Origin of the sequence: Proteus mirabilis ATCC 29906, assembly GCF_000160755.1 — a bacterium.
GTDB lineage: Bacteria > Pseudomonadota > Gammaproteobacteria > Enterobacterales > Enterobacteriaceae > Proteus > Proteus mirabilis.
This window is the reverse complement of sequence record NZ_GG668576.1, coordinates 1,332,031-1,345,682: the sequence shown is the minus strand read 5'-3', so window position 1 is coordinate 1,345,682 and position 13,652 is coordinate 1,332,031. Positions and strand designations below refer to the sequence as shown.

Below are 13,652 nucleotides of genomic sequence, written 5' to 3'. Positions count from 1 at the left end.
TTTCGTATCTCAGAAAAAAGACGCATCCTTGCGAAACAAAACGGAAGTTGAGTTTAAGGTTTGGCTGAATCTACTAGTATTTGATAGTGATCTTGCCCCCAAATAACAGGTTTAGGTTTATCTTTGATCCACTGGTAATACGCATTTTTTAGTTCAGCCACTTTTTGTGGATTTTGTTTTGCCAAATCGATTGATTCGCCAGGATCGGTGTTATCGTTAAAAAGCTGTGGTTGATTTTTACCATCATCATAAAAATAGAGCGCCCATTCACCATCACGCACTGCCCAAGCACCTTTAGACAGTTTCTCTAAGTTAGGGTTTACTGGAGGCGTTTGACGTTGATAGGTGATCCATTGATGATAACCATGCCAAAACTCTTGGTTTTCTTCACTATAATGCTTAGTGCCGGGGCCTGCCCAATACAGATAAGCATGAGGCGAACGCGTTGTTTCACCTTTAAGCAATGGCATAATATTTTTACCTTCTACTTGCAGGCTATCAGGAATTTGAATATCAGCGACTTGTAACGCGGTTGGCAAAATATCAAGTGCGGAGATCATCGCATCGCTTTTTGTTCCCGCGGGAATAGTTCCGGGTTGATAAGCAATAAAAGGTACTCTAACTCCACCATTAAACATCTGGCCCTTAAAGCCTCTATCCATGGCATTCATGGGCATGGGGGATTCATTAACTGCACCATTATCAGATAAGAAAAAAATTAATGTATTTTCTAGCTCACCATTTTCTTTTAATTTCGCAATGATTTGTCCAATACCTTCATCTGCTGCATTTAAGGCGGCAAAATATTTATCTGCCTCCACATTCCCTGTATCAAATTTATCCATATACTTAGCAGGAGATGCTTGCTCTAACGGTATGTGTGGAACGCTATAAGAAAGATTGATAAAAAAAGGTTTATCTTTATGTTCATCAATAAATTTTAGTGTTTCATCCGTTAATAGATGGGTGGTGTAACCCGGAGCAGGAACATTGACACCATTACGCCAAAATGCAGGCGAATTCCATAAGGCAACACCTGATGCATAATAACTAAAGGCGTAATCAAAGCCCCGCTCATGAGGCGCATAACCCGCTTCAGGGGTTGAGATCATATTGTCGTGATAATCACGGGTTTGTTTATTTTCATTTATTTTCGGTTTACGGATAACTTTTGCATTATGCCATTTACCAATGCTGGCAGTGGCATAGCCATTTTCTTGGAAAAGTGAGGGTAACAATTTGATATCTTGGGGTATACCTAAAATGGCATCATCATTGCTGTAAGTACCAAAACTGGCGGGTGAGCGTCCTGTAAAGATACCTGCACGAGAAGGGCCACAAACGGGATGAGCTACAAATGCATTAGTCATTTTTGCACCGTTTTCTGCCATATCACTGACATTAGGCATCGCAATACGTGCGGCTTCTATCATTTTATTGATATCACCTTTATAACGAGGAGGTGTTGGTCGCTGAGCTAACGCATCTACATCTAAGGTATCCAGTACAAAATCAAGTTGTCCTGTGCCTAAATCATCCATTACGATTAACAGTACATTCGGTTTTTCAGGTGTGCCACCAGCATGGGCTGATATTGGAAGGCTTAAACATGACGTGGCAATGATCCCCGCGAGTATGCTTTTTTTAACAAAAGGTAAGGTCACAGATTGTCTCCAAAATAAATAAAATGAAATAAAATAAAATAAGAGTCACTTGAGATAGTTTTTTTGCATCGCCCCAAGTGCATCACTGGCAAGGCCTCCACGAGCTATCGCTTGACGCATTAATTGCATGCCGATTGCCGTGTGATGAAATATTTTTTTATAAGAGTGACATAGATAATTGTGGCGATATTTTTCGCCTTCTATAGCAATAATGCGATGTTTAGGACAACCGCCATAACATAAGCTTTGCACTTCACACTGTTTGCAAAGGTTGGTTTGTTTATCGTATTTATTTTGACCAAAGCGTTGCTGTGTTTTTGATGTTGCAAGCTGTGTAAGACTTGTTAGTTGTATGTTGCCTAAATTATTAGCGGGATAAACATAGTGATCACAAGAGTAAACATCACCATTGGCTTCAATAATTAATGCTTGACCACAAGTTTTAGATTGAATACATGTTGATGCAGGATATCCCATCCATGTCCCTAATAAGCTATCAAATAAGCGAATGTATATTTTTCCTACATCACCTTGGCGTATCCATTCATTGAATATATCGGTCATAAATTTTCCGTAACCTTCAGCGGGAACAGAGAAAGCCGCTAATTGTGCGTTAGGACCGGGAGCATAATGTCCGCCATGAGTGTGTGGGAAACGTCTATCCACTTCGACTATGGGAATAAATTGAAAAAAAGTTGAACCTAAATTTTTTAAAGCTTGATAAGTCTCTTTTCCTTTATTCCAGTTTTGATCATTTACAACGGTTAATGTATTAAATTCAACACCATACTCATTTAGTAAATTGATGGCGCGTTTTACGCGTTCAAATGTTGGGCTACCATTGACTGAAATACGATATTTATCGTGAACGGCTTCAATGCCATCAATTGAAACGCCTAATAGAAAGTGGTTATCAGCAAAGAATTGTGCCCATTGGCGATTAATGGCAATCGCATTGGTTTGTACACTATTGGTAATTGTCTTGCCGTTAGCAAATTGCTTTTGGTATTTGACCACTTTCTCAAAGAAAGCTAATCCTGCCAGCGTTGGTTCACCACCTTGCCAAGCAAAATCAACCTGATCGCCACTGTGTGACTGAATATAGTCTTTAATATAACGACGAAGTACACCATCAGGCATCACTGTATGGCCTGTTTCTTTTGTCTCATCTTGAAAAATATTTTCTTTTTCCAGATAAAAGCAATATTCACATTTAATATTACAGTGGTAGCTTGTCGGCTTTGCCATCATATGAAATAAAGCAGGTTGATTTGATGCCATTATTTATTTCCTGAGTTTATTTTTTATCCTGTTACATTACGTAAATTTTTACAAAACAAAAGAGATTAAAATCACAAATATAGAATATCGAAAGTAAATGAAAGTTTATTGATAAGTATATAACACAATAATTTTCAATTTAACGATGTTCTCATGGCGATAATTTCGTGTTCTTTTGATTATTTGAGCGATATGACTCTTTTATTTTTCGAAAATAAATAATCATTTTGAATTTTTAATCTGATTTTTGTGAAATATTTCGCTATTAACTCTATTTCATGGCATTTTATATAGCTATATATGGTGTAATCATAAGAGTGACATTACCTTATATCATTTTATTTATTGGAAACTGATGCCCTCAAGGCTATCATTGACATGACACGAAAATAATCGTAAGCAATCGACAGTTAAATCGAAACTTTGTGAAAGAGATCAAAAGTTTTGTTTTTTTGCGTTGTCGGTTAAATTTGGCGTAGTAAACTACATTCGAAATCAATCGAAAGTAAATCTTTTGGTTTCGTAAGGAGACGAAAGTGAAAGCGGCAGTTGAGAGGCGTATGGAAATCCTCGATATGGTTAACCAACAGGGCAAAACCAGAGTCGAAGATCTCGCTGAATTATTTAAAGTCTCAAGTGTCACTATCCGCAGCGATCTAAGTTTTCTTGAGAAAAATGGCTATATCGTTCGCTCTCATGGCGCAGCAATTCCTAATACAGGCTTTATTGCTGAACTGAGTATCCATGAAAAACGTGGACAAAATGCGGGCATTAAAACATTAATCGGGAAAGCTGCCGCAACGCTGATAAAGGATGGAGACACCGTCATTCTTGACTCGGGGACAACTACACGCGAAATCGCGACACATTTAAAGTCGCGCGAAAATGTAGTCGTCATGACTAACGGTCTGGATGTCGCAATGGAGTTAGCAAATACCACAGGTGTTGAAGTTTTAATGACAGGTGGTGTATTGCGAAAAAGTGCATTGTCTTTTTCTGGCTCACAAGCTGAAAATAGTCTAAGAAATTACCGTTTCGATAAGGTTTTTCTTGGTGTTGACGGATTTGATTTACGTGTTGGTATCACTACTCACAATGAACAGGAAGCCAGTCTTAACCGTTTAATGTGTGATATCTCAGAAACGATTATTGCGGTTGCAGATTCTACGAAATTCGGTAAACGCAGCTGTCATATGATCAGAGAGTTTGGTGATATTGATGTGTTAGTGACGGATTCAGGTATTCCTGATGAGTATGTTCAGGAACTGAAAGATCATAAAATCGACGTTATCATCGTGGACGATAAGACAGCGTAATTTGCTAACTCCATTAGCAACACCGCCGGTGTTGATTATGGAGTTAGTATTTACATGCATCCTTTAGAAAAGATTGTTCAGCAACATAAATCAGGCAAACAGAATGGTATTTATTCTGTTTGTTCTGCCCACCCTTTAGTAATAGAAGCTGCTTTATTACAAGCGCTGGACGATGATTCCTTTCTGCTGATTGAAGCCACCTCTAATCAGGTTGATCAGTTTGGTGGTTATACAGGTATGACTCCCGCTGATTTTTACCAATATGTTATTGAGAAAGCGGAAAATGTCGGTTTTCCTGTCGAAAAGCTTATCCTTGGTGGTGACCATTTAGGGCCTAATCGCTGGCAGCATCTTAATGCTGAAGAAGCGATGGCAAATGCGGATGTACTTATTGCACATTATGTTGCCGCGGGATTTAAAAAAATCCATCTTGATTGCAGTATGTCTTGTGCAGATGATCCTATTCCTTTAACAGATGAAATCGTGGCATCGCGTGCAGCTCGTCTTGCTGTTATTGCAGAAAATACCGCCAAAAAGATATTTGGTTTTAGTGATATTGTTTATGTTGTTGGCACAGAAGTCCCCGTTCCTGGTGGTGCTGCTGAAGAGCTTGATACCGTTGAGGTGACTTCACCTGATGCTGCCCGTAAAACATTAGCGTGCCATCGCCAAGCATTTTATGACGCTGGTGTGGGAGAGTGTTGGACTCGTGTTATAGGTTTAGTTGTACAGCCTGGGGTTGAATTTGATCATACCGGTATTATTGATTATCAATCTGAAAAAGCACAAGCGTTAAGCCAAGTAGTAAATGACTATTCTCATCTGGTTTTTGAAGCTCACTCTACAGATTATCAAACCAATCAAGCTTATCAGCAACTCGTCCATGATCACTTTGCTATTTTAAAAGTTGGGCCGGCGCTAACATTTGCTATGCGTGAAGGTTTATATGCACTTTGCGCCATTGAAGAAACATTATTTCCTCTTGAGAAGTGCTCTCGATTACGTGAAAAAATGGAACAATTGATGTGCCGTGAGCCTAATTTTTGGCAAAAATATTATCACGGTGATGAACGTCAACTCGCCTTTGCTCGTGTTTATAGTTTTAGTGATCGTATTCGTTATTATTGGCCTGATGCCGAGATTAATACTGCTATTGACACATTAATGGATAATTTATCTGTTAAGCCTATTCCACTTCCCTTACTTAGCCAATATTTGCCTTATCAATTTACCCAGTTTAGAGAGGGGAAAATTGCGGGTACGCCTGAGTCATTTGTTATTGCGAAAATTCGTGATGTGTTGTCGGTTTATGCCGATGCGTGCAATGTCCATTAATTGAGGGAAACCATGGAATATTTAAGCTATCAAACCGCTGAACTTGAGCAGTTAAACGCATTTTGGACAGCGAAAGAAATTGACCAGCAACCAGAGTGCTGGAAAAAAACATGGCTATCAATTCGAGAAAAACGTGCTGATATTGAGTCTTTTTTAGAAAAAGCATTGGAGGCATCAAATAGCAGAATAATTCTTACGGGAGCTGGAACATCCGCGTTTGCCGGTAGAGCGTTAGCACCTATTTTGACGGGAGCTATAAAACGTCGTGTTGATGCTATTGCCACAACGGATTTAGTTGCTGATCCTCAAGAATATTTAGCCGAAGATATCCCTACATTACTGATTTCTTTTGCTCGTTCAGGGAATAGCCCCGAAAGTGTGGCTGCGTTAGATATTGCAAAGAAGTGCTTATCGCAATGTTACCACTTAGTTTTAACCTGTAACCCTCAGGGCCAGCTTTATCAATATTGCCAAAATAGTCATAAGGCATTGGCGTTATTAATGCCGGAAGAGTCAAACGATCGCTCATTAGCAATGACATCAAGTTTTTCTTCAATGATGATGGCGGCGGTCACTATCTTTTTAGGCGATAGTGTATTTACTGATGCTATTGCGCCGTTTTTTAGTGATTACAAAGCGCAATTTGACAAAGCAAATAAAATTATCCGCCATCAATACGCAGGAAAATTCAAACGCGTTATTTATCTTGGTAGCGGAGGATTACAAGGGCTAGCACAAGAAGCCGCATTAAAAATGTTAGAGCTGACGGCGGGTAAAGTCGTAGCCAATTTTGATACCCCATTAGGCTTTCGACACGGGCCTAAATCCATCGTAAATAAAGAAACCCTTGTGGTGATGTTTTTCTCTAATGATCCTTATACACGTCAATACGAGACAGATTTATTACGAGAGGTTATTCACGATAATGCATCAGGCAAGGTGATCGCGATCACCGCACGAAATGATAAAACTTTTTCACCAGAGAGTTTTGTTTATATTCCAGCGTTAGAGAACTGTTCAGATGTGGCGCTATTGTTCCCTTATTTGATGTTGGCGCAATCATTTGCATTTCACAGTTCTATTGCACTAGGGAATACGCCTGATAATCCATCTCCAACCGGAGAAATCAATCGAGTTGTACAAGGCGTCACAATTTATCCGTTCTCACTTAAAACAGAAGACACACAGTCTGCTTTAAATTAATAAAATATAATAAGAGAGCTAGTTATGAACACACCTAATATTGTCTGGACCCGCATTGATGAACGTTTACTTCATGGACAAATCCGCATTACATGGGGTAAACATACGGAAGCAAACCTAATTTTAGTCGCTAATGATGATGCTGCTGAAGGTCCCAATGCTGCATTTATGCAGGCGGGAATGAAAGCATCTGCTGGCGGCGAATATGCGGTTCGCTTTTTCTCTATTCAAAAAACTATTGATGTTATTAGCAAAGCATCTCCTCGTCAGAAAATTTTTGTTCTGTGTAATAACCCAACTGATGTAGCCCGTTTAGTTGAAGGTGGCGTGCCTATTACTCATTGTAATGTTGGCAATATGCATTTTCATGAAGGTAAACGTCAAATTGCGAAAACAGTCTCTATCGATGAAAAAGATCTTAGTGCTTTTAAGCGTCTTATCGAAAAAGGGGTTACTTGCACAGTCCAAAACACACCAGATCAAACTCCTGTTGATGTACTAACACTCGCATCAGCCTGATTATTTCCTGATCAAGAAAACCTGCTATAGGCAGGTTTGAGGATAATTTATGATTTTTGAAGCTTCTTTAGTGGCTTTATGGGCCTTCTTTTGCGGTATCGATAAGTACGACGTGGCATTAAATATCCATCGACCATTAATTACAGGGCCCGTTGTCGGTCTGATTATGGGAGATATGCAAGTAGGATTAATTGCAGGTGCTACCTTAGAACTTGCATGGTTAGGGCTTGTACCTAATGCCGGAGCTCAGCCACCAGATGTGACATTAGGCACCATTGCAGCAGTTGCTTTTGCGGTAATGACAAAACAATCACCGGAAGTTGCAATGGGAATAGGTATGCCTATTGCTGTTTTAATGCAGATGTTGGTGATTGGTTTCTTTGCTATGACTGCATTTACCATGGGTAAAGCGGATCGATATGCAGAAAAGGCTGACGGTGCGGGGATCTCTCGCTTGCTGATTATTACACTTATTGTCCGTTCACTCCTTTATGCTTTAGTCGCTTTTGTTACTGTTTATTTTGGTGAACATGCTGCTCAATGGATTGATGAGAACACGCCAAAAGTCTTATTAGAAGGATTAGGTATTGGGGCGAAAATGGTACCCGCAATTGGTTTTGCAATGCTTCTAAAAATTATGTGGTCAAAAGAAGTGGCCGGTGTGTTCTTTATTGGTTTCGTGATGACAACCTATCTCAAACTCCCAATTATGGCCGTCGCTATTTTAGGCGCATCAGCCGCCGCACTCTACTTCTTCTTTAGTGGTAACAATAAAAATTCAAGTCAGCAGAATGAGGATTTCGAAGATGGTATCTGATAACAGCACCGCATTGAAAACGCAGGATAAACCAGAAACAGGTTCTTTGATTGATGGCATTGATGAGTATCAAGATACTGCTGTCAGAAAAGTTATTACTAAAGGCATACTTTGGAAGTGTGCATTCCGTGGCTTATTTATGGAAGGTAACTTCAACTTTGAACGTATGCAAGGTGGTGGATTCGCTTTCTCAATTATTCCAGCATTGAAGAAAATTCACGGCAATAATAAACGCGATTATGCAACATCGTTGAAAAACCATCTGCAATTTTTTAATGCCAGTCCAAAGCTGTTTACCTTTTTATTAGGAACGGCGGTGGCAATGGAAGAGAACAAAGAAAAGCCATCGACTGTTAATGTGATGAAAGTGGCAGGAATGGGGCCGACTGGGGGCATTGGCGATGCTATCGACCATATGACCTTAATGCCTTTGACCTTAGCATTAGGTGCTTCTATTGCAATGGAAGGCTCGATTGCAGGACCTTTCGTTTTCTTCTTCTTGTATCAAATTGTGCATTTTTTAGTGTATTTCGGACTGATGTTTATGGGCTATCGCGCAGGTACTGCGGCAATGGTCAATATGAGCGATGCCACTGAAAAATTAGCGAAAGCGGCAAATATTATGGGGATCTTTGTTATTGGTGCGCTCTCGGCGACCTTTATCAAAGTGCAAACCACCGCCTCGCTGGAACTTGGCGGAAAAGTCGTTGAATTACAAACAGCCCTCTTCGACAAAATTATGCCGAATTTACTGCCACTGTGCTTAGTTTTCTTAATGTACAAAATGGTGAAAAGTACCGGTTTTTGGGGTAAGCCCCCGGTATTGATTTTTTCAACCCTAGCATTTGGCGTTATTGGGCATGTATTAGGATTCTTATAAAAAAGAGATGCCCTAATTGTCGACACTGTTAATCGAAATACATTATTAACTTGCTACAAACGGGTAGTAGAACTATCTGCTACTCGCAAGGAGTTACTCATGATAGGTCTTATTGTCTCAGGACATCTTAATTTTGCTACAGGTATGGCATCCGCTGTAAAGGCGATTGCTGGTGAGCAAGAAAATATCGCGTTTATTGATTTTATTGAGTCAATTTCTCCTGATGAGCTTGAACAAAAAATGCGTGAAGCGATTAACGCTATGTCATGCCAGCAATATCTGTTCTTAACAGATTTACCTGGTGGTACCCCTTGTAATCGCGCAATGGCAATCATGATGCAAAATCCCTCTGTTGAGGTGTTAGCTGGGGTTAATTTACCCATGATTGTTAATGCGGCATTTGAACGGGAAGGGTGTTCAACGACGGAATTGGTGCAAACGCTACGCGAAATTGGTCAAGACAGCATTCAAGATATTCGAGAGCAATTGGCACAAATAGATAGTCATGATGTTGAAGAAGAAGACGGCTTATGAATCAGCGATATGCCATTTTAGCAGATAGAACCTTTACACCTGAAGGTATCCGTTATCTCTGCTATGTCCATGTTAATGGTGAAAATATTGAATCAATCACCACACAAGCACCAACAGATTGCCCAGTTATTCGCTTAAAAGGAAAATCATTATTACCCGGTTTTGTGGATATCCATATTCATGGTCGTGAAGGGGCTGATGTGATGGATGCAACGCAACAAGGGCTACAAACTATAGCCGATGCGCTGGTTAAAACAGGGGGTGTGGCTTGGGTTGCAACGACTGTCACAGCACCGATGGAGGATATCCGTCATGCGCTATTACAAGTCCGTGAGTTTGTATCAAAACCTCAAGCAACAGGTGCGTTGTTACTCGGTAGCTTTTTAGAAGGCCCTTATTTTACAGAACGCCATCGTGGTTCACACCCTGTGAAATATCTCAAAGCGCCGACCATCTGTGAATTAGAAACATTACTCGACAGTGCTGGGGGATCGCTATTGCGTGTTGCTGTTGCACCTGAAGCTGAAGGTGCGATGAATGCGATTGATTGGTTGGTCAGCCGAGGAATTAAACCAAGTGTGGCACATACAGCAGCAACTTATGAACAAGCTTCACGAGCTTTTTCACACGGTGCTGATTGTGGTGTGCATCTGTATAACGGCATGACCGGGCTTCATCATCGTGAGCCGGGATGTTGTGGTGCAGTGTTATATCACAGTGTATTAGCTGAACTTATTGCTGATGGTATCCATGTTCACCCTGTAATGATGCAACTGGCATATCGCATGAAAGGATATCAACAGATTGCCCTAATTACAGATTGTATGCGAGCGGGAGGTTTAGCTGATGGTGATTACACATTAGGTGCTCAAACGGTCACCGTCACCAATGGACAGGCAAAAACTGCCGATGGGTCGCTAGCTGGTAGCACTTGCAGTCTTGATAGTGCGTTAAGAAACATGGTGCAACTTGCACATATTCCTGAGTGGGAAGCAGTTCAAATGGCATCGGCGATCCCCGCTGAGTATCTCGGCATAGGGGATAAATTGGGTTATATCAAAGCAGGTCAACAAGCCAGCTTTGCCGTGGTGGATGAGTGTTTTCATCTTACCGATACATTCATCAGAGGAAATCATATTTACTCTGTATCCGGGGATAATGCATAACCTTTTCGTTATGCTCCCATCAGTAAAAATGAGGTATTTATAATGGAAATTCGTCAGCCAATTCATAGTGAACATGCTAAAAGGCTTGATACAGAAGGACTTCGTAAAGAGTTCCTGATTGAGAACCTATTCTGTGAAGGGGAAATGAATCTCACTTATAGCCATATAGATCGGATTATTGTTGGGGGAGTTGTCCCAACAACTCAACCTTTAGCATTAATGGCGGGTAAAGCACTTGGTGTTGATTTCTTCTTAGAAAGACGTGAATTAGGTGCTATTAATATTGGTGGTGCGGGTAAAGTTATTATAGACGGTGAGGTATTTGAAATTGGCCCTCGTGAAGCCATTTATATTGGTATGGGAGCCAAATCTGTTGAATTCACCAGTGATTCTGTAGAGACACCGGCGCGTTTTTATATTAACTGTGCACCAGCACATCACACTTATCCTACTCGCAAAATTACTCAACAGCAGGCCTCACCTGAAAAGTTAGGTAATGCAGAAAATTGTAACGTTCGTACGATTTATAAGTTTTTACATCCTTCAGTGTTACCAACATGTCAATTATCCATGGGGATGACAGTGCTTGAGCCGGGTAGCTTGTGGAACACAATGCCATGTCATACTCATGAACGTCGTATGGAAGTATATCTTTATTTCGATATGAAAGATGACAATGTGGTTTTCCATTATATGGGAGAGCCAACTGAAACTCGTCATTTAGTGGTACGCAACGAACAAGCTGTCATTAGTCCTAGTTGGTCAATTCATTCTGGCGTAGGAAGCGCATCTTATACCTTTATTTGGGGAATGGTGGGTGAAAACCAGGTATTCCACGATATGGATCATGTTGCTATGAAAGATCTGAAATAACAGATAATTAATTACATTTTATTCTTTATTCCTACAAAAAAAAGTGTGGCAATTATTGCCACACTTCTAGAGGTTTTAATCATGAATTTATTTGATTTAACAGGCAAAGTTGCCATTGTTACTGGGTGTAATACAGGCTTAGGGCAAGGAATGGCAATAGGTTTAGCACAAGCCGGTGCGGATATTGTTGGCGTGGGTATTCAAGATGCTCCTGAAACGCGTCAAAAAGTCGAAGCGTTAGGCCGTCGTTTTCATTACATCACGCAAAATTTAATCCAACAAGATGGATTAGATGCTTTAGTGGATGAGGCTGTTAAGGTGATGGGACGTATTGATATTTTAGTGAATAATGCCGGTATTATTCGCCGTGAAGATCTTTTGCAATTTAGTGAAAAAGATTGGGATGATGTGATTAATATTAACCAAAAGACACTGTTTTTCTTATCGCAAAAAGTGGCTCGCCAGTTTGTCAAACAAGGCGAAGGTGGCAAGATAATCAACATCGCGTCAATGCTTTCTTATCAAGGAGGTATCCGAGTTCCTTCTTATACGGCAAGTAAATCCGCGGTAATGGGATTAACACGAGCATTAGCGACGGAATTATCACAATATAATATTAATGTAAATGCAATTGCTCCTGGCTATATGGCAACCGATAACACCGCTGCACTTCGTGCTGATGAAGCGCGTAATGCTGCTATTTTAGAGCGTATTCCTGCGGGGCGTTGGGGAACACCTGAAGATGTCGCAGGTCCTGCCATATTTTTAGCCTCTAAAGCTAGTGATTATATCAATGGATATACCATTGCGGTTGATGGTGGTTGGTTAGCTCGATAATCTTATGGAGAACTAGGATGGAACACGCTAATACAGAGGCTTTACAAAGAGATCTCGTGTTACAAAATATGAAACGGGTTTATCGTTATCAATCGGCTCATCAAGTTCGTAGTGTTCGTCGCCGTAGTGGTAAAACTCGTTTTATTAAAGATACAGATTGGGAACGCGGTGTTTTATGGACCTGTGTAAGTGCGGCATGGCAAGCGACACAAGATAAAGAGTACCTTAATGGTGTGTTAAATTACACCTTACATACTGGATTTAGAACAGGTCCTAATGCACGTTTTGCGGATGATCATGTTTGCGCTCAAGCTTATTTGGCGATAAGTCCTTTGTTTGAACAATCTGAAATTCTTGAACCGACGATTAAAGCGTTTGATATCATGCTAAATGATCCAAAACCAGGGCGTGAAGACTGGTGGTGGTGCGATGCACTTTTTATGGCACCTCCTGGTTTTGCTGCTTTGGCTGAAATTATTAGCGAACGACGTTATTTGGATTATATGCATACCGCTTATTGGGATGCTATTGAACATTTACGTGATGCTGAAACTGGACTTATTTTCCGCGATCACCGCTATATTCCTGATGGTCAGGGAAATGAAATGCGTGAAGCTAATGGTGAAAAAGTATTTTGGAGTCGCGGTATTGGTTGGGTTTTGGCTTCTATTCCTCGCATTCTTCAATATATGCCTGATGATTATCATGAGCGCGATCGTTATATAACACTGTTTAAACAATTAGCGCGTTCTATCCTAGATTACCAACATGAAGATGGTTTTTGGCGCACCAGTTTATTAGATCCTGATAATTTCCCTGCACCTGAAAGTTCAGCTACCGCGCTTTTTTGTTATGGACTTGCATGGGGAATAAATCAGGGTGAATTAAATAAAGAAGAATATTTTCCCGCATTACATAGAGCGTGGTCAGCATTACAATCCTGTATTCATGATAATGGCATGATTGGTTGGGTACAACTTCCGGCATTTAATCCGCGAGAGGTAAAATTTGAGCATAATATGGATTATGGCGCTGGAGCATACTTATTAGCGGGTAGTGAAGTATTAAAAATGACGTTAAATAATTAGCTCTTTATATTAATAATTGGTAATTTAATACCTATTCCTTTTAATTTGTTTCTAACTAATATATTGGCTAAAATAAAAGTCGACTTTTTCATTTCCTCTTGCGCTCCGATAAAAATGGAGGCAGAATCAAACTGTTTGG

General features: G+C 40.3%; 13 protein-coding genes. 11 read left to right on the top strand and 2 right to left on the bottom strand.

Annotation, left to right across the window (positions count from 1 at the left end):
- Window positions 1-53 precede the first annotated feature (53 nt).
- Both HMPREF0693_RS06040 and HMPREF0693_RS06035 read right to left on the bottom strand, forming a co-directional pair.
- Complete coding sequence (locus HMPREF0693_RS06040; protein ID WP_004244216.1) at window positions 54-1,664, bottom strand: sulfatase family protein; 1,611 nt, start codon at window positions 1,662-1,664, stop codon at window positions 54-56.
- 45 nt (window positions 1,665-1,709) lie between these two features.
- Window positions 1,710-2,945, bottom strand: a complete 1,236-nt coding sequence (locus HMPREF0693_RS06035; RefSeq protein ID WP_004244215.1) for an anaerobic sulfatase maturase — start codon at window positions 2,943-2,945, stop codon at window positions 1,710-1,712.
- Between the two features lie 536 nt (window positions 2,946-3,481).
- On the opposite strand from HMPREF0693_RS06035, the gene agaR reads away from it, so the two are divergent.
- The 11 genes from agaR to HMPREF0693_RS05980 all read left to right on the top strand — a co-directional run bounded on the left by agaR (window position 3,482) and on the right by HMPREF0693_RS05980 (window position 13,513).
- On the top strand, window positions 3,482-4,261 hold the full coding sequence (gene agaR / locus HMPREF0693_RS06030) for a transcriptional repressor AgaR (protein WP_004244214.1): 780 nt from the start codon (window positions 3,482-3,484) through the stop codon (window positions 4,259-4,261).
- A 54-nt stretch (window positions 4,262-4,315) separates the two neighbouring features.
- Entirely contained in the window at window positions 4,316-5,596 is a 1,281-nt protein-coding gene (gene kbaZ, locus HMPREF0693_RS06025; protein ID WP_004244213.1) for a tagatose-bisphosphate aldolase subunit KbaZ, read from the top strand.
- 12 nt (window positions 5,597-5,608) lie between these two features.
- Entirely contained in the window at window positions 5,609-6,799 is a 1,191-nt protein-coding gene (locus HMPREF0693_RS06020) for an SIS domain-containing protein (RefSeq protein WP_004244212.1), read from the top strand.
- Window positions 6,800-6,823: 24 nt separating this feature from the next.
- Window positions 6,824-7,318 (top strand): PTS N-acetylgalactosamine transporter subunit IIB, encoded by a 495-nt coding sequence (gene agaV / locus HMPREF0693_RS06015; RefSeq protein WP_004244211.1) that lies wholly within the window; start codon window positions 6,824-6,826, stop codon window positions 7,316-7,318.
- Between the two features lie 49 nt (window positions 7,319-7,367).
- Window positions 7,368-8,135 (top strand): PTS N-acetylgalactosamine transporter subunit IIC, encoded by a 768-nt coding sequence (gene agaW, locus HMPREF0693_RS06010; RefSeq protein WP_004244210.1) that lies wholly within the window; start codon window positions 7,368-7,370, stop codon window positions 8,133-8,135.
- Window positions 8,125-9,015 (top strand): PTS system mannose/fructose/sorbose family transporter subunit IID, encoded by an 891-nt coding sequence (locus HMPREF0693_RS06005; RefSeq protein WP_004244207.1) that lies wholly within the window; start codon window positions 8,125-8,127, stop codon window positions 9,013-9,015. The genes agaW and HMPREF0693_RS06005 overlap by 11 nt, the downstream gene beginning before the upstream one ends.
- A 99-nt stretch (window positions 9,016-9,114) precedes the next feature.
- Window positions 9,115-9,549, top strand: a complete 435-nt coding sequence (gene agaF / locus HMPREF0693_RS06000) for a PTS galactosamine/N-acetylgalactosamine transporter subunit IIA (protein ID WP_004244205.1) — start codon at window positions 9,115-9,117, stop codon at window positions 9,547-9,549.
- Window positions 9,546-10,715: an N-acetylglucosamine-6-phosphate deacetylase gene (gene nagA, locus HMPREF0693_RS05995; protein ID WP_004244204.1), complete on the top strand. Its 1,170-nt coding sequence runs from the start codon at window positions 9,546-9,548 to the stop codon at window positions 10,713-10,715. The genes agaF and nagA overlap by 4 nt, the downstream gene beginning before the upstream one ends.
- A 42-nt stretch (window positions 10,716-10,757) precedes the next feature.
- On the top strand, window positions 10,758-11,588 hold the full coding sequence (gene kduI / locus HMPREF0693_RS05990; RefSeq protein ID WP_004244203.1) for a 5-dehydro-4-deoxy-D-glucuronate isomerase: 831 nt from the start codon (window positions 10,758-10,760) through the stop codon (window positions 11,586-11,588).
- A gap of 81 nt (window positions 11,589-11,669) precedes the next feature.
- Window positions 11,670-12,425, top strand: coding sequence for a 2-dehydro-3-deoxy-D-gluconate 5-dehydrogenase KduD (gene kduD, locus HMPREF0693_RS05985; RefSeq protein WP_004248613.1), 756 nt, complete (start codon window positions 11,670-11,672; stop codon window positions 12,423-12,425).
- 17 nt (window positions 12,426-12,442) lie between these two features.
- Complete coding sequence (locus tag HMPREF0693_RS05980) at window positions 12,443-13,513, top strand: glycoside hydrolase family 88/105 protein (protein ID WP_004244200.1); 1,071 nt, start codon at window positions 12,443-12,445, stop codon at window positions 13,511-13,513.
- Window positions 13,514-13,652 lie beyond the last annotated feature (139 nt).

Coding starts and splice junctions, on each gene's coding strand:
- agaW (WP_004244210.1), top strand. CDS start 7,368: ATGATTTTTGAAGCTTCTTTAGTGGCTTTATGGGCCTTCTTTTGCGGT.
- kduD (WP_004248613.1), top strand. CDS start 11,670: ATGAATTTATTTGATTTAACAGGCAAAGTTGCCATTGTTACTGGGTGT.
- HMPREF0693_RS06005 (WP_004244207.1), top strand. CDS start 8,125: ATGGTATCTGATAACAGCACCGCATTGAAAACGCAGGATAAACCAGAA.
- HMPREF0693_RS06035 (WP_004244215.1), bottom strand. CDS start 2,945: ATGGCATCAAATCAACCTGCTTTATTTCATATGATGGCAAAGCCGACA.
- nagA (WP_004244204.1), top strand. CDS start 9,546: ATGAATCAGCGATATGCCATTTTAGCAGATAGAACCTTTACACCTGAA.
- agaV (WP_004244211.1), top strand. CDS start 6,824: ATGAACACACCTAATATTGTCTGGACCCGCATTGATGAACGTTTACTT.
- kduI (WP_004244203.1), top strand. CDS start 10,758: ATGGAAATTCGTCAGCCAATTCATAGTGAACATGCTAAAAGGCTTGAT.
- HMPREF0693_RS06020 (WP_004244212.1), top strand. CDS start 5,609: ATGGAATATTTAAGCTATCAAACCGCTGAACTTGAGCAGTTAAACGCA.
- HMPREF0693_RS05980 (WP_004244200.1), top strand. CDS start 12,443: ATGGAACACGCTAATACAGAGGCTTTACAAAGAGATCTCGTGTTACAA.
- agaF (WP_004244205.1), top strand. CDS start 9,115: ATGATAGGTCTTATTGTCTCAGGACATCTTAATTTTGCTACAGGTATG.
- kbaZ (WP_004244213.1), top strand. CDS start 4,316: ATGCATCCTTTAGAAAAGATTGTTCAGCAACATAAATCAGGCAAACAG.